Genomic DNA, 15,997 nt, shown 5'->3' on the forward strand with positions numbered 1-15,997 from the left:
TGATCCGACACTGAGGGAGGACACCATGAAGGCACACATCAACGGCACCGTGATCGCCGAAGCGCCGCAGGACGAGCTTCTCAAGATCGAGGGCAACTGGTACTTCCCGCCGTCGAGCGTCAAGAGCGAGTTCCTCGAGAAGAGCCCCACGCCGTACCACTGCCCGTGGAAGGGCGACACCCAGTACTTCACGGTCGTCGTCGACGGTGAGAAGTTCCAGGACCGCGCGTGGAGCTACCCCACGCCCATGCCGACGGCGTTCGAGCGCGTGGGTGCCGACTTCAGTGGCTACGTCGCCTTCTGGAAGGACGTGCAGGTCAGCGAGTGATCGCGCGCCACTTAATGAGGTGGGCGCGGTCGAACCCGCGCCCGCAGCGCCCGCACGCCAGATCGCGAGTGGGTCGGCGGAAGCGCACGAACTCGTGGCCGGCCGGGCAGTGCCCGCGCCAGCGAGCGCGATCCTCGGCGATGGGCTGGTCGTGGGTGCGGCCGCCGACGTAGCCGAGCTCGGCGGCGATGCGCTTCCACTCCGGTCCGTGCCCTGCCTTCGGCCCGGCGAGGGCGTGCGCCACCTCGTGCAGGAGGGTCTGATGCACGACGTCGTCCTCGGCCCGCTCGGCGAGGTGGCGTGAGACGGTGATGCGCTTCTTCGCGAAGTCGCAGAGCCCGGCACGCCGTGCCGCCCGGTCGAAGGCGAAGCTCCAGGAGCCGTCGAGGTGCAGTCGAATCAGGGCCTCCGCCCACACGCGCACTCGCTCCAACTCGCTCACGCCCTCGATGGTAGGCGGCCCGCCCGACGGTCGGCGCCCGCGGCGCCCGCGGCACGGGCGCTGTGGACTCAATCGTCGCGGGGGAGGAGCGGCACCGAGAAGAGGTGGTCGTCACCCGTGCGGGGCGAGCCGCGACCGTCGGTGTTGTTGGTGAGGAACCAGAGGGATCCGTCGGGCCCGGCCAGAGCATCCCTCAGTCGTCCGTACTCGCCCGCGTAGACGGCCGTGCTCTCGCTCGGGCGATCGAGGTCGACAAGCCACAGTCGCTGCCCCCGCAGGGAGGCGAGCACGAGGGTCTCGCCCACGATGCCGAGGCCGCTCGGGCTCGCCTCGCTCGTCGACCACTGCTGCACGGGGTCGACGAAGCCCGCTCCGCCGCCCTCGCCCTCGACCTCGGGCCAGCCGTAGTTGGCTCCCGGCTCGATGCGGTTGAGCTCGTCCCAGGTGTTCTGCCCGAACTCGGCGGCCCACAGCTGACCGCTCGCGTCGAAGGCGAGGCCCTGCGGGTTGCGGTGCCCGAGCGAGTAGACGTACGAGCCCGGCGTCGGGTTGTCGTCGGGCACGGCCCCGTCGGGGGTGAGGCGCAGAATCTTGCCGGCGAGGGAGTCGGCGTCTTGCGCGAGACCGGGCTGGCTCGCATCCCCGGTCGTCGCGTAGAGCATCCCGTCTGGACCGACGGCGAGGCGGCCGCCATTGTGGGTGCGTGATCTCGGGATGCCCGTGAGCACGTCCTCGCTCGCTCCGAGTTCGTACCCGCCGGGCTCGCCGAGCAGCTCGAACCGGACGATGCGATTGTCGGAGCCGCTCGTGAAATAGGTGTAGAGGTACGGCGTGCCCGCGTCGTGGGCGGCGAGGCCGAGCAGCCCGCCCTCTCCGCCGGGGACGACTCCCGGCACCGTGCCGACGACGCGTACGTCGCCGCTCGGGGTGTGCTCGAGCACCCGCGCCGTGTCGCGCTCGCTCACGAGCGTCGACCCCACGGGCAGCGGTACGACCGACCACGGCGCGGAGAGGCCGGAGATCACCGTGTCGGGCTCTGCCGCGGGGCGCAGGGGACCGCGCTCGTCGGTGCCGCTGCTCCCGGTGCCGCCGAACTCACCGGTCGGGGTCGGCACCGGCTCGCCGCTCGGCAGGGGAAGGAACTCGGGCCCGGCAGGGGAGCAGCCCGCGAGAAGGAGAAGTGTCGCCGCCGCGAGGGCAGTCGGTGTCGAGCGCCGTCCCATGCGCGTCCTCCCCAGGCTCCGGTATTCCCACACTGGACGGTGCGGCTGGGCGCTCGGTGTGTGACGTCTGCGCGGCCATGTACGCTCACCACGACACCTGAGGGGAGGTCACGATGACCCTGTACGAACGGTTGGGCGGTGCTGCCACCGTCGAGCAGCTCGTCGACGAGCTCTCCCGGCGCCTGCTCGACGACCCTCGGCTCGGGCCGGCCTTCGCCGAGCTCAACCTCGACATCCTCCAGCAGCACCGCGCGGCCTACCTCACGGTCATCCTCGACGGCCCCGAGGAGTACGAGGGCCGCAGCATGCGCGAGGCGCACCAGCCCCTCGGCCTGACCGCTGGCGACATGGATGCCTTCCTCGTCGTCCTGCGCGGCGTGCTCGACGATGCGGCCGTCGACAGTCCAGATGCGAGCGCGGTCGTGCGCGCGATCGAGCGACTGCGGCCCGCGATCGTCGCGGCCGACCCACCGCGTCCCTGACCGCTCAGTTCCTCGCCACGGTTCCGCGCGCGGCGAGGCGCATTCATCGCCGTGTGCTGAAGAGACCGCTCGAGGGCGCGGGGGAGGCGACGGCGGTGGCGTCGGTCGTGATCGGTGCTCCCGCGACCCAGGCGGTCAGGTCCTTCCCGCTCGTGACCGTGGCCGGATGCGGGCCGCGAGCCATGAGGCGGGGCATCCAGTCGAGCGGCAGCGAGTCGGCTCCCGCCGCCATGACGACGTTGCCGAACCGGCGACTCTTGAGCACGCCCGTCTCCGCGAGGATTGCGACCTCGGCGAAGACGTACTGCAACGTGGCGGCCTGGCTGCGGGCGAAGGCGAGGCCCGGGCCGTCGGCGATGTTGACCGCGATGATGCCGCCGGGGGCCAGGAAGGCGCGCAGTTCTTCGTAGAACTCCACGCTCGTGACGTGGGCCGGAATGCGCGCCCCGCTGAACACGTCGACCGCGACGATGTCGACCGAACCGCGCAGGGCCGCCGGCAGGCGCGCGAGCGTGGCTCGGGCATCCCCGTAGCGCAGCCGGATGCCGGACTGCCGGGGAAGAGGAAGGTGCTCGCGCACGAAGCCCACGAGCTCCTCGTCGAGCTCGATGACCTGCTGGCGGGAGCCAGGGCGCGTGGCGTGGATGTAGCGGGGCAGGGTGAGAGCGCCCGCCCCGAGGTGCACGGCGGTGAGCGGCTCGCCGGGGTCGCCCCACTCGTCGATGACGTGGCCGATGCGCTGCACGTACTCGAAGAACAGGCGGCTCGGGTCGTCGAGGTCGACGTGCGACTGCGGTGTGCCGTCCACGACGAGCTGGTAACTTCCGGCGTCCCACCGGTCCGGCTCGATGCGCGCGAGAAGGCCGCTCGGCAGGCGCGTCTCGACTGCTCCCGTGTCGCGTGCGCTCGTCATGCTCGCAAGCGTGGCACATCCCCGTTCCGCGCGCCCTGCGCGGCAAGCCGAGGAATTTTCTGGCGCTTATAGCGCAGGGTTCGCATCTGGTCAAGGAAGGGGACTGGACACAGCGGGCAGGGGGCACCTAGTATTGAGGTTTGCGCTCACCGTGTCTTTCAGCCGTCATATGGCGGATGGCTGAGGTGCCCCGAGTATAGCGGCGGGGCGGATCTCATTCTTCGCAGATCCCCACGAATCGTGGCGCGTTCACTCGACCGAAAATCATCTGTCATCGCCCGACAGGACTTGGGGCCTCTTCTAGGGGCCCACGGAGGTTAGATCCTTGGCTGCTGCGCGCACTGCACGCTCGAACAACTCTCCCAAGAACGGCCGCACCGCCTCGCGGCTGTCATTCGCCAAGGTCAGCGACACGCTGACCGTTCCCGATCTGCTGGCACTGCAGACCGAGAGCTTCGACTGGCTCGTCGGCTCCGATGCCTGGAAGACCCGCCTCGCCGAGGCCGAGGCCGCCGGTCGCACCGATGTGCCCGCCCGCAGCGGACTCGAGGAGATCTTCGAGGAGATCTCCCCCATCGAGGACCTCGGCGAGACCATGCAGCTCTCGTTCACGAACCCCTACCTCGAAGAGCAGAAGTACTCGATCGACGAGTGCAAGGAGCGCGGCAAGACCTACGCGGCCCCGCTCTATGTCGAAGCCGAGTTCATGAACCACATGACCGGTGAGATCAAGACCCAGACCGTGTTCATGGGCGATTTCCCGCTCATGACCGAGAAGGGCACGTTCATCATCAACGGCACCGAGCGCGTCGTCGTGTCGCAGCTCGTGCGCAGCCCCGGTGTCTACTTCGAGCGCGCGCTCGACAAGGTCACCGACAAGGACGTCTACACGGCGCGCATCATCCCCTCGCGCGGTGCGTGGCTCGAGTTCGAGGTCGACAAGCGCGACCAGGTCGGCGTGCGCATCGACCGCAAGCGCAAGCAGTCGGTCACGGTCTTCCTCAAGGCCCTCGGCCTCACGACCGAGGAGATCCGCGAGCACTTCGCCGGCTTCGACTCGATCGAGCAGACCCTCGAGAAGGATGCCGTCCTCACGAAGGAAGAGGCGCTCAAGGACATCTACCGCAAGCTGCGCCCGGGCGAGCAGGTCGCCGCCGAGGCCGCGCGCGCGCTCCTCGACAACTTCTACTTCAACCCCAAGCGCTACGACCTCGCGAAGGTCGGTCGCTACAAGATCAACCGCAAGCTCGGTGTCGAGGCTCCTCTCGCCGACTCGGTGCTGAGCGTCGACGACATCGTCGCGACCATCAAGTACATGGTGTCGCTGCACGAGGGCCGTGAGACGATCGCGGGCCGCCGCAGCGGCAAGCCCGTCGACCTCCGGCTCGACGTGGACGACATCGACCACTTCGGCAACCGTCGCATCCGCGCTGTCGGCGAGCTCATCCAGAACCAGGTGCGCACGGGCCTGAGCCGCATGGAGCGCGTCGTGCGCGAGCGCATGACGACGCAGGACATCGAGGCGATCACGCCGCAGACGCTCATCAACGTGCGCCCCGTCGTGGCCGCGATCAAGGAGTTCTTCGGCACCTCGCAGCTCAGCCAGTTCATGGACCAGAACAACCCGCTGGCGGGCCTCACCCACAAGCGCCGGCTGTCGGCGCTCGGCCCGGGAGGTCTCTCGCGTGAGCGCGCCGGTGTCGAGGTGCGCGACGTGCACCCCAGCCACTACGGCCGCATGTGCCCCATCGAGACGCCGGAAGGCCCGAACATCGGCCTCATCGGCTCCCTCGCCTCGTTCGCCCGCATCAACGCGTTCGGCTTCATCGAGACGCCCTACCGCCGGGTCGACAAGGCCAAGGGCAAGGTCACCGCGACGATCGACTACCTGACCGCGAGCGACGAGGACGACTTCGTCGTCGCCCAGGCCGGTGCCCCTCTCAACAGCGACGGCTCCTTCGCCGACGACCGCGTCCTCGTGCGCAAGAAGGGCGGCGAGGTCGAGCTCGTGCCCGCGAGCACCGTCGACTACATGGACGTGTCGCCCCGCCAGATGGTGTCGGTCGCGACCTCGCTCATCCCCTTCCTCGAGCACGACGACGCGAACCGCGCCCTCATGGGTGCCAACATGCAGCGTCAGGCCGTGCCGCTGCTGCGCTCCGAGTCGCCGCTCGTCGGCACCGGCATGGAGAGCTACGCCGCGGTCGACGCCGGTGACGTCATCACGGCGACCGGTGCGGGAGTCGTCAGCGAGGTCTCGGCCGACGCCGTGACCGTGCAGCTCGACGAGGGCGGAACGCAGGAGTACTACCTGCGCAAGTTCGACCGCTCCAACCAGGGCACGAACTACAACCACCGCGTCGTCGTCAACGCCGGCGACCGGGTCGAGGTCGGCGAGGTCATCGCCGACGGGCCCGCGACTGAGAACGGCGAGCTCGCGCTCGGCAAGAACCTCCTCGTGGCGTTCATGTCGTGGGAGGGCTACAACTTCGAGGACGCCATCATCCTCAGCCAGAACCTCGTGAAGGACGACACCCTCTCCTCGATCCACATCGAGGAGTACGAGGTCGACGCTCGCGACACGAAGCTCGGCAAGGAGGAGATCACGCGCGACCTGCCGAACGTGAGCCCCGAGCTGCTCGCCGACCTCGACGAGCGCGGCATCATCCGCATCGGTGCCGAGGTGGCGCCCGGCGACATCCTCGTCGGCAAGGTCACGCCGAAGGGCGAGACCGAGCTCAGTGCCGAGGAGCGCCTGCTGCGCGCGATCTTCAACGAGAAGTCGCGCGAGGTGCGCGACACCTCGCTCAAGGTTCCTCACGGCGAGCAGGGCACGGTCATCGGCGTCAAGGTGTTCGACGCCGAGGAGGGCGACGACGAGCTCGGCTCCGGCGTCAACCAGCGCGTCGTCGTGTTCATCGCTCAGAAGCGCAAGATCTCCGAGGGCGACAAGCTCTCCGGCCGCCACGGCAACAAGGGCGTCATCTCGAAGATCCTCCCCGTCGAGGACATGCCGTTCCTCGAGGACGGCACGCCAGTCGACATCGTGCTCAACCCGCTCGGCGTCCCCGGCCGCATGAACTTCGGCCAGGTGCTCGAGATCCACATGGGCTGGGCGGCATCGCGCGGCTGGAAGATCGAAGGAAGCCCGAACTGGGCCGAGGGAGTGCCCGCCAACGCGCGCGAGGCGGCCCCCGGCACCAAGATCGCCACACCGGTGTTCGACGGTGCGCGCGAGGACGAGATCGCGGGTCTTCTCGACTCGACGCTCCCGAACCGCGACGGCGTGCGCATGATCGACTCCTCGGGCAAGGCGCGGCTGTTCGACGGCCGCTCCGGAGAGCCGTTCCCTGACCCGATCTCGGTCGGCTACATGTACATCCTCAAGCTGCACCACCTCATCGACGACAAGATCCACGCGCGCTCGACGGGCCCGTACTCGATGATCACGCAGCAGCCGCTGGGTGGTAAGGCGCAGTTCGGTGGCCAGCGCTTCGGCGAGATGGAGGTCTGGGCTCTCGAGGCCTACGGCGCGGCGTACGCGCTGCAGGAGATCCTCACCATCAAGTCCGACGACATCCTGGGCCGCGTGAAGGTGTACGAGTCCATCGTCAAGGGCGAGAACATCCAGGAGCCGGGCATTCCCGAGAGCTTCAAGGTGCTCATCAAGGAGATGCAGTCGCTGTGCTTGAACGTCGAGGTCCTCTCGGCCGACGGCACCGCGGTGAGCCTCAAGGACACCGATGACGAGGTCTACCGCGCCGCGGAAGAGCTCGGCATCAACATCTCCAGCCGCTTCGAGTCGTCGACGATCGACGAGATCTAAGCCGCTCTCGCCCCACGAGTATCTGACGACGTTTAGAGAAGAGAAGAAACGTGCTCGACGCAACAACTTTCGACTACCTCCAGATCGGCCTGGCTACCGCCGAGAACATCCGCAAGTGGTCGCACGGCGAGGTCAAGAAGCCGGAGACCATCAACTACCGCACGCTCAAGCCTGAGAAGGACGGCCTGTTCGGCGAGCAGATCTTCGGCCCCTCGCGCGACTGGGAGTGCTCGTGCGGCAAGTACAAGCGGGTGCGATTCAAGGGCATCGTGTGCGAGCGCTGCGGCGTCGAGGTCACGAAGTCCTCGGTGCGCCGCGAGCGCATGGGCCACATCGAGCTCGCCGCTCCGGTCACGCACATCTGGTACTTCAAGGGTGTGCCGAGCCGGCTCGGCTACCTGCTCGACATGGCGCCGAAGGACCTCGAGAAGGTCATCTACTTCGCCGCCTACATGGTCATCTCGGTCGACGAGGAAGGTCGCCACGCCGACCTCCCCGGGCTCGAGAACGAGCTGCGCCTCGAGATCAAGACCCTCGAGGACCAGCGCGACAGCGGCATCGCCTCGCGCATGCAGAAGCTCGAGACCGAGCTCGCCGAGCTCGAGGCCGAGGGCGCCAAGGCCGATCAGAAGCGCAAGACCAAGGACGCCGGTGAGAAGGAGATGGCGCAGCTGCGCAAGTCCTTCGACGAGCAGATCGGTCAGCTCGAGCGAGTGTGGGAGGACTTCCGCACCCTCAAGGTCGGCGACCTCAAGCCGGAAGACGCCGTCTTCCAGGAGCTGCAGGACCGCTTCGGTCTGTACTTCGAGGCCTACATGGGCGCCGAGGCGATCCAGAAGCGCCTCGAGGCCTTCGACCTGGCGACCGAGAGCGAGCAGCTCCACGAGCAGATCGCGGCTGGCAAGGGTCAGAAGAAGATTCGTGCGATCAAGCGCCTCAAGGTCGTCAACTCGTTCCTGCAGACGGGCAACTCGCCCGCCGCGATGGTGCTCGACGTCGTCCCGGTCATCCCGCCGGAGCTGCGCCCGATGGTCCAGCTCGACGGTGGACGCTTCGCGACGAGCGACCTCAACGACCTGTACCGGCGCGTGATCAACCGCAACAACCGCCTGCGCCGCCTTCTCGACCTCGGAGCACCCGAGATCATCGTGAACAACGAGAAGCGCATGCTGCAGGAGGCCGTGGACGCGCTGTTCGACAACGGTCGTCGCGGCCGGCCCGTCACGGGCACCGGCAACCGCGCGCTCAAGTCGCTCAGCGACATGCTCAAGGGCAAGCAGGGTCGGTTCCGCCAGAACCTGCTCGGCAAGCGCGTCGACTACTCGGGCCGTTCGGTCATCGTCGTCGGCCCGCAGCTGAAGCTGCACCAGTGCGGCCTGCCGAAGATCATGGCGCTCGAGCTCTTCAAGCCGTTCGTCATCAAGCGCCTCATCGATCTGGGCCACGCTCAGAACATCAAGAGCGCCAAGCGCATGGTCGAGCGCTCGCGGCCGCAGGTGTGGGAGGTGCTCGAGGAGATCATCCGCGAGCGCCCCGTGCTCCTCAACCGCGCGCCCACGCTGCACCGTCTGGGCATCCAGGCGTTCGAGCCTCAGCTCATCGAGGGCAAGGCTATCCAGCTGCACCCGCTCGTGTGCGCGGCGTTCAACGCCGACTTCGACGGTGACCAGATGGCCGTGCACCTTCCGCTGTCGGTCGAGGCCCAGGCCGAGGCGCGCATTCTCATGCTCGCCTCGAACAACATCCTCAAGCCCTCCGACGGCCGCCCCGTGACGGTGCCGACGCAGGACATGATCATCGGTCTGCACCACCTCACGACCGAGCGCGAAGGCGCCGAGGGCGAGGGTCGTGCCTTCTCGACGATCCCCGAGGCGATCATGGCCATGGATCAGGGCTCGCTGCACCTCAACGCGAAGATCCGCATCCGCCTCGAGGGCCAGAAGTACGGCGGGCGCCAGCTCAAGGAGACGACGCTCGGTCGCGCCCTCTTCAACGAGCTCATGCCGGAGGACTACCCGTTCATCGCCGATGTCGCCGACAAGGGCACGATCAGCCAGATCGTCAACAACCTGGCTGAGCGCTACCCGAAGACGGTCGTCGCGGCGACGCTCGACAAGATGAAGGACGCCGGCTTCTACTGGGCGACGCGCTCGGGAGTCACGGTCGCGCTGAGCGACGTGCTCACGCCGCCGCGCAAGAAGGAGATCGTGGCGACCTACGAGGCTCGCGCCGCGAAGATCCAGGGTCAGTTCGACAAGGGTCTGACGACCGATGACGAGCGTCGCGCCGAGCTGGTCGCGCTGTGGACGGAGGCGACCAAGGAGGTCAACACCGAGATGCGCGCGAACATCCCGCTCGACAACACCATCAACCGCATGGTCACCTCCGGTGCCCGCGGTAACTGGCTGCAGGTCGGAAACATCGCCGGGATGCGCGGGCTCGTGTCGAACCCTCGTGGTGAGATCATCGCCCGTCCGATCATCAACTCGTACCGCGAGGGCCTCTCGGTGGCGGAGTACTTCATCGCCACGCACGGTGCGCGCAAGGGTCTCGCCGACACGGCGCTGCGCACGGCGGACTCGGGGTACCTGACGCGTCGACTCGTCGATGTCGCGCAGGACGTCATCATCCGCGAGGAGGACTGCGGCACGTCCAAGGGTCTCGACTTCCCGATCGCCCACGAGGTGGATGGCGCCTGGGTGCGCGACGACAACGTCGAGAACCTCGTGTTCGCCCGCACCCTCGCGGCCGACGCTGTCGACGCCAAGGGCACGGTCGTGCTCGAGGCGGGATCCGATGTCGGCGACGTGCAGATCACGGCGCTCGTCGATGCGGGCGTCGCTGAGATCAAGGTGCGCTCGGTCCTGACCTGCGAGTCCGCGGTCGGGGTGTGCGCATCCTGCTACGGCCGCTCCATGGCCACGGGCACGCGCGTCGACCTGGGTGAGGCCGTGGGCATCATTGCGGCCCAGTCGATCGGCGAGCCCGGCACGCAGCTCACGATGCGCACCTTCCACACGGGTGGTTCGGCGGGAGCGGACGACATCACGCAGGGTCTGCCCCGCGTGACGGAGCTCTTCGAGGCTCGCACCCCGAAGGGCGCGAGCCCGATCGCGGAGAGCGCCGGTCGCATCACGATCGAGGAGACCGAGAAGCAGCGCCGCATCGTGCTGACGCCCGACAACGGCGACGAGCCTGTCGCGGTCGTCGTGTCGAAGCGCGTCTCGCTCCTGGTCGAGGACGGCCAGCACGTCGAGCTCGGCCACCAGTTCTTCGAGGGTCCGGTGGACCCGAAGGAGGTCCTGAGGGTCAAGGGCGTGCGTGCCGTTCAGCAGCACCTCGTCGAGGGCGTGCAGGGTGCGTACCGCTCGCAGGGTGTCCCGATCCACGACAAGCACATCGAGGTCATCGTGCGCCAGATGCTGCGCAAGGTCACCGTGGTCGACCACGGCGAGACCGAGCTGCTGCCCGGTGAGCTCGTCGACCGCTCGAAGTACAACTCCCTCAACCGGGCTGCGCTCTCCGAGTCCAAGAAGACGGCGTCCGCGCGTCAGGAGGTCATGGGCATCACGAAGGCCTCGCTGGCCACCGAGTCGTGGCTCTCGGCCGCGTCCTTCCAGGAGACGACGCGCGTGCTCACCGAGGCCGCCATGCAGGGAAAGCGCGACCCTCTGCTGGGCCTCAAGGAGAACGTCATCATCGGAAAGCTCATCCCGGCCGGTACCGGCCTGCCCGCGTACCGCAACGTGTCGGTCGAGGCGACGGAGGAGGCGAAGTCGGAGCGCTACCCGAACCGCATCTTCGCCGACGACTCGAGCTTCACCGAGGCTGACCTCTCGTTCGTCGACTTCGACTCGTTCTCGAGCGACGAGCCGACGCCCGGCACGTACAGCTAGCCGGCACGTCCAGCTAGGCGGGGCCAGGCCCCAGCCAAGCGCTCGCGGGGCCCGCACCGAATACGGTGCGGGCCCCGCGGTGTTCGTGGGGCGAATGTTATTCCTGTGGCGAGTGTGGACTACCCCCGAACGCGGGACTATTGTCGAGCGCACGGCGTGTCGTACCGTGACCGAGAAGCAGTCCATGCATTCGGCCGGTGGCCGGGCGCGTCCAGGGGGGAGGTTCTGCTGTGGTTTCCGTCACCGAAGTGCTGATCATTCGCGGACTCGTCCCGATCGAGTCGCTCGACCAGGTGCACGACCCAGGCGACGACGAGGTGCTCGTCGGCGAGTTCGTCGAGCGCGGTTTCGTGAGCGCGGCCCAGGTCGCGTCCGCGCGAGCCGAGGTCGCCGGGCTGTCCTTCGTCGAGCTCTCCGAGTACCCGGTCGACCGCACGGCGGTCGCGATGGTCCCGGCGCAGCTGTGCCGCCGCCACCACGTACTGCCTGTCCACGCGACCGCGACGACGATCACGCTCGCGATGGTCGACCCGCGCGACGTGCTCGCCATGGACGACGTGCGAGCCCTGACGCGCATGCAGGTCGCGCCCGTCGTCGCCGAGAAGGGCGACCTCGAGGCGGCGATCAATCGCTTCCACCGCGCCGACGGCGAGCTCAGCGATCTCACGACGGCGATCGAGGAGGAGATCGCGCCGACGCCCTCTGACCAGGTGGCGGTGCGCGAGGCCGACCCCGACGACGCTCCCATCGTGCGCTTCGTCAACCTCATCATCGGACAGGCGATCCAAGATCTCGCCTCCGACATCCACATCGAGCCCGGCGAGTTCGAGATGCGCGTTCGCTACCGCATCGACGGCGTGCTGCACGATGTGCAGCAGGCGCCGAAGAACATCCAGAACGGTGTCATCTCCCGGCTCAAGATCATGAGCGACATCAACATCGCCGAGCGCCGCCGGCCGCAGGACGGTCGCATGTCGGTGCAGCACGGCGGCCAGGTCATGGACCTCCGCGTCGCGACTCTGCCGACCGTGTACGGCGAGAAGGTCGTCATGCGCATCCTGGACAACAATGCGACGACGCGCGATATCGGCGATCTCGGGATGCTCGAGGGCAACTTGAGCGCCTTCCGCAACTCGTACACCAAGCCGTACGGCATGATCCTCGTCACCGGGCCGACCGGCTCGGGAAAGTCGACGACGCTCTACACGACCCTGCACGCCGTCTCCCGTCCGGAGATCAACGTGATCACGGTCGAGGACCCGGTCGAGTACCGCATGGCGGGCATCAACCAGGTGCAGGTGAACCCCAAGGCGGGTCTCACGTTCGCGAGCGCGCTGCGCAGCATCCTGCGCTCCGACCCCGACGTCGTGCTCCTGGGTGAGATCCGCGACCAGGAGACGGCGCAGATCGCCATCGAGGCCTCGCTCACGGGTCACCTCGTGCTGTCGACCCTGCACACCAACGACGCCCCCAGCGCGATCACGCGCCTCATCGAGATGGACATCGAGCCCTTCCTCGTCGGCTCGGCGCTCGACTGCGTCGTCGCCCAGCGCCTCGCGCGCCGGTTGTGCGACCGCTGCAAGCAGCTGCAGGAGTACGACCTCGCGCACCTCGACCACCTCGGCTTCGGCCGCCGCGAGGAGGAGACGAGCCCGCGGTTCTACCACGCCGTCGGCTGCTCGGCCTGCTCAGGCACCGGGTATCGGGGTCGCATGGCGATCCACGAGGTGATGACCGTGACGGAGGATATCGAACGGCTCGCCGTTTCTCGCGCCTCAAGCGCCGAGATCATGAGGCTCGCGGTCTCGCAGGGCATGCTCACCCTCCGTCAGGACGGCTGGGCGAAGGTGCGCGCGGGGCTCACCTCGATCGAGGAGATTCTGCGCGTCGTCGCCTGAGCGGGCGCGGCGACACCACACACAGCCGGTATGCACCGGATCACGACGGGGGAGACAGCATGACGGAGGCCAACGGCTTCGGGGGTACGGGGGAGGGCGCCGCGGCGCCGCGCAGGGTGTGGTCGGTGACCGACGAGTCCGCAGGGCCGATCGCCGACCACACCACTGCGCCGAGCGGTACGCCGGTCTCGGGCCTCAGCGCACCATTCGCGCCACCCACCGCGGCCTCCGTGCACGCTATCCCTGACGTCGCGACGGGTACCCCGCACCTTCCTCCGCCCCCGCCGGTCGGGCAGCAGCCGGTCGCCGCGCCGCCTCCCGTCGGCACGCCGATGGCTCCGTCCGCTGCGCCTCCGACGACCTCGGCGGCCGCGCCACCGCTGCGCGGCCCAGGAATCGACGCCGCGCCCCCCGCGCAGCCCGCCTACGATGCGCCGCCGCCCGTCGCGGGGCTCGGCACGGCGATGCCGGGCATCCACCCTCTTCTTCTCCACGCGCTCGACGATCTCATCGCGCGCGGCGGCTCCGACCTGCACATCGCCACCAATGCGCGCCCCATGGCGCGCATCGACGGCGAGCTCACTCCCGTCACGGGCGCGGAGATCTGGGACAAGGCGACGGTCGACGCCGTTCTCGGCAGCGTCATGAGCGATCGCCAGCGCGAGGCCTTCGACGAGCAGTGGGAGCTCGACTTCGCGATCAGCCCGCGCGGCGAGGACCGCTTCCGCACGAACTTCTACCGCGAGCGCGACTCCCTGGCCGGCGCCTTCCGCCTCATCCCCACCGAGATCAAGTCGCTCAAGCAGCTCGGCGTCCCGTCGGTCGTGGGGCGCTTCGCGACCCTGCCGCGCGGCCTCGTGCTCGTCACGGGCCCGACCGGGTCGGGAAAGTCGACGACGCTCGCCGCCCTCATCGATCTCGTCAACAAGACGCGCGCCGAGCACATCGTGACGATCGAGGACCCGATCGAGTTCGTGCATGCCAACCAGCGCGCCCTCGTCAACCAGCGCGAGGTCGGCGCCGACACGCACTCCTTCGCCGACGCCCTCAAGCGCGTGCTGCGGCAGGACCCCGACGTCATCCTCATCGGCGAGCTGCGCGACCTGGAGACCGTGTCGACGGCGCTCACGGCGGCGGAGACCGGCCACCTCGTCTTCGCGACGCTGCACACGCAGTCCGCGGCGCAGACCATCGACCGCATCATCGACGTCTTCCCTCCGCACCAGCAGGGCCAGGTGCGCTCGCAGCTGGCGCTCACACTGCAGGGAGTGGTCTGCCAAACGCTGCTGCCCCGCGCGACCGGCAAGGGCCGCATCATCGCGACCGAGATCATGATGACGACGGGCGCGATCGCCAACCTCATCCGCGAGGGCAAGACCTACCAGATCACCTCGGCGCTGCAGGCGGGCCGTGAGGCTGGCATGCACACGATGGATCAGCACCTCGCCGACCTCGTCAACAGCCACATGGTCACCCATGAGGCCGCGCACGCCAAGATGCAGGATCCGGAGAACTTCAACCGCCTCGTCCACCGTCAGGCCACACCCATGGGTGGTGGCGGGTCGAACGCCATGGCCGCCTCGACCCCCAGGAGCTACTGATGGCGAGCGCGCTCACCTACGCGTACACCGGCCGCGATGCGAGCGGCAAGACCGTCAAGGGCCGTGTGGATGCTCCGAGCGAGACCTCGGTCGTGGCACGTCTGCGCACCATGGGTATCGCCCCCGTCTCCATCCAGCAGGTCGCGGCCGGCGCCGGCCTCAACCGCGACATCTCGCTGGGGGGACTCTTCGACAAGAAGGTCACGCTCAAGGATCTCGCCGTCATGAGCCGCCAGATGGCGACGATGATCAGCGCGGGTCTGCCGTTGCTCAAGGCGCTGAACATTCTCGCCGGGCAGTCGGAGAACCCGAAGCTCGCGGAGACCCTCGACGAGGTGCGCTCGGCGGTCGAGGAGGGCAGCACCTTCTCCGACAGCCTCGCCAAGCACCCGAAGGCCTTCCCGCCGATCTTCGTCAACCTCGTGCGCGCGGGCGAGGTGGGCGGCTTCCTCGAGACATCCCTCGAATCCGTCGCGAAGAACTTTGAGAAAGAGGTCGAGCTCAAGGCCACGATCAAATCGGCTCTGACCTACCCCGTGGTCGTTCTCATCATGGCGGTGCTCGCGGTCGTCGGCATGATCGTCTTCATCGTGCCCGTCTTCGACGACCTCTTCAGCGACCTCGGGGGCACGCTGCCGCTGCCGACCCAGATCCTCGTCGTGATCTCCGAGAACATGATCTGGATCGGTCCGGTCGCCCTCGTGCTCGGCATCGCCGGGTCGATCTGGTGGCGGGCGAATAGGCGCACCCCCAAGTTCCGGTCGATCTACGAGCCGCTTCTGCTCAAGATGCCCGTCTTCGGCGATCTCTTCAAGAAGATCGCGATCGCGCGCTTCACCCGCAATTTCGGAATGATGATCGGCGCGGGCGTGCCCATCTTGCAGGCGCTCTCCATCATCGGTTCGACATCGGGCAACTGGCAGGTCGAGCAGGCGGTGAATTCCGTGCAGGACTCGGTGCGCCAGGGGCGCTCAATCGCGGGTCCCCTCGCGAGCGAGCCCATCTTCCCGCCCATGGTGACGCAGATGATCGCAGTCGGGGAGGACTCGGGGGCGCTCGAGACGATGCTCGAGAAGATCGCCGACTTCTACGATGCCGAGGTGCAGACGACGACCGAGTCGCTCACCTCTCTCATCGAGCCGCTCATGATCGCCTTCCTCGGGGTGGTGCTCGGCGGCATGATCGTCGCGCTCTACCTGCCCATCTTCGACATCTTCAACCAGGTCCAGTAGCAGGGTGGCCCCCGCACTGGGGGCGCCGGGATGCTTGATCACCCCCGTAGAGGGGATATGCACGGTGAGCACCATGAACCACCATTGCTTGCGGGGGGCCAGTTTCATGTTCCGTGGGGGGCCCACCTGTCAATCATCGTTTGATAGGAAAGGAAA

At 68.0% G+C, this 15,997-nt stretch carries 10 protein-coding genes; 7 read left to right on the forward strand and 3 right to left on the reverse strand.

The window, feature by feature from the left end:
- Positions 1-25: 25 nt before the first annotated feature.
- Positions 26-328, forward strand: coding sequence for a DUF427 domain-containing protein (locus tag HUJ41_RS00915; protein WP_179872962.1), 303 nt, complete (start codon positions 26-28; stop codon positions 326-328).
- On the opposite strand, the gene HUJ41_RS00920 is transcribed toward HUJ41_RS00915, so the two are convergent.
- Entirely contained in the window at positions 318-770 is a 453-nt protein-coding gene (locus HUJ41_RS00920; protein WP_179872963.1) for a SprT-like domain-containing protein, read from the reverse strand. The genes HUJ41_RS00915 and HUJ41_RS00920 overlap by 11 nt on opposite strands.
- 68 nt (positions 771-838) lie before the next feature.
- Entirely contained in the window at positions 839-1,993 is a 1,155-nt protein-coding gene (locus tag HUJ41_RS00925) for a PQQ-dependent sugar dehydrogenase (RefSeq protein WP_179872964.1), read from the reverse strand.
- A 113-nt stretch (positions 1,994-2,106) separates the two neighbouring features.
- Here HUJ41_RS00925 and HUJ41_RS00930 point away from each other — a divergent pair, with 113 nt between their 5' ends.
- Positions 2,107-2,475 carry a group I truncated hemoglobin gene (locus tag HUJ41_RS00930; protein WP_179872965.1) on the forward strand — a complete coding sequence of 123 codons (369 nt, stop codon included), beginning with the start codon at positions 2,107-2,109 and terminating at the stop codon, positions 2,473-2,475.
- 43 nt (positions 2,476-2,518) lie between these two features.
- Here HUJ41_RS00930 and HUJ41_RS00935 read toward each other — a convergent pair whose 3' ends face one another.
- Positions 2,519-3,388 carry a spermidine synthase gene (locus tag HUJ41_RS00935; RefSeq protein WP_179872966.1) on the reverse strand — a complete coding sequence of 290 codons (870 nt, stop codon included), beginning with the start codon at positions 3,386-3,388 and terminating at the stop codon, positions 2,519-2,521.
- A gap of 325 nt (positions 3,389-3,713) precedes the next feature.
- On the opposite strand from HUJ41_RS00935, the gene rpoB reads away from it, so the two are divergent.
- The 5 genes from rpoB to HUJ41_RS00960 all read left to right on the forward strand — a co-directional run bounded on the left by rpoB (position 3,714) and on the right by HUJ41_RS00960 (position 15,841).
- Entirely contained in the window at positions 3,714-7,214 is a 3,501-nt protein-coding gene (gene rpoB / locus HUJ41_RS00940; RefSeq protein WP_179872967.1) for a DNA-directed RNA polymerase subunit beta, read from the forward strand.
- Positions 7,215-7,264: 50 nt separating this feature from the next.
- Positions 7,265-11,110 (forward strand): DNA-directed RNA polymerase subunit beta', encoded by a 3,846-nt coding sequence (gene rpoC / locus HUJ41_RS00945; protein ID WP_179872968.1) that lies wholly within the window; start codon positions 7,265-7,267, stop codon positions 11,108-11,110.
- A 230-nt stretch (positions 11,111-11,340) separates the two neighbouring features.
- Complete coding sequence (locus tag HUJ41_RS00950) at positions 11,341-13,008, forward strand: GspE/PulE family protein (protein ID WP_179872969.1); 1,668 nt, start codon at positions 11,341-11,343, stop codon at positions 13,006-13,008.
- Positions 13,009-13,067: 59 nt separating this feature from the next.
- The gene (locus HUJ41_RS00955) at positions 13,068-14,609 is read left to right on the forward strand and encodes a type IV pilus twitching motility protein PilT (protein WP_281363104.1); all 1,542 of its coding nucleotides are present in this window, start codon (positions 13,068-13,070) and stop codon (positions 14,607-14,609) included.
- A complete protein-coding gene (locus HUJ41_RS00960; RefSeq protein WP_179872970.1) occupies positions 14,609-15,841 on the forward strand; it encodes a type II secretion system F family protein in 1,233 nt (410 codons plus the stop codon). The genes HUJ41_RS00955 and HUJ41_RS00960 overlap by 1 nt, the downstream gene beginning before the upstream one ends.
- Positions 15,842-15,997: the final 156 nt, after the last annotated feature.

The organism is Microcella indica, from assembly GCF_013414345.1.
GTDB lineage: Bacteria > Actinomycetota > Actinomycetes > Actinomycetales > Microbacteriaceae > Microcella > Microcella indica.

Bases quoted from the DNA above. Each gene is read 5' to 3' on its own strand.
- HUJ41_RS00935 (WP_179872966.1), bottom strand. From the start codon at position 3,388: ATGACGAGCGCACGCGACACGGGAGCAGTCGAGACGCGCCTGCCGAGC.
- HUJ41_RS00915 (WP_179872962.1), top strand. From the start codon at position 26: ATGAAGGCACACATCAACGGCACCGTGATCGCCGAAGCGCCGCAGGAC.
- HUJ41_RS00955 (WP_281363104.1), top strand. From the start codon at position 13,068: ATGACGGAGGCCAACGGCTTCGGGGGTACGGGGGAGGGCGCCGCGGCG.
- HUJ41_RS00960 (WP_179872970.1), top strand. From the start codon at position 14,609: ATGGCGAGCGCGCTCACCTACGCGTACACCGGCCGCGATGCGAGCGGC.
- HUJ41_RS00930 (WP_179872965.1), top strand. From the start codon at position 2,107: ATGACCCTGTACGAACGGTTGGGCGGTGCTGCCACCGTCGAGCAGCTC.
- HUJ41_RS00925 (WP_179872964.1), bottom strand. From the start codon at position 1,993: ATGGGACGGCGCTCGACACCGACTGCCCTCGCGGCGGCGACACTTCTC.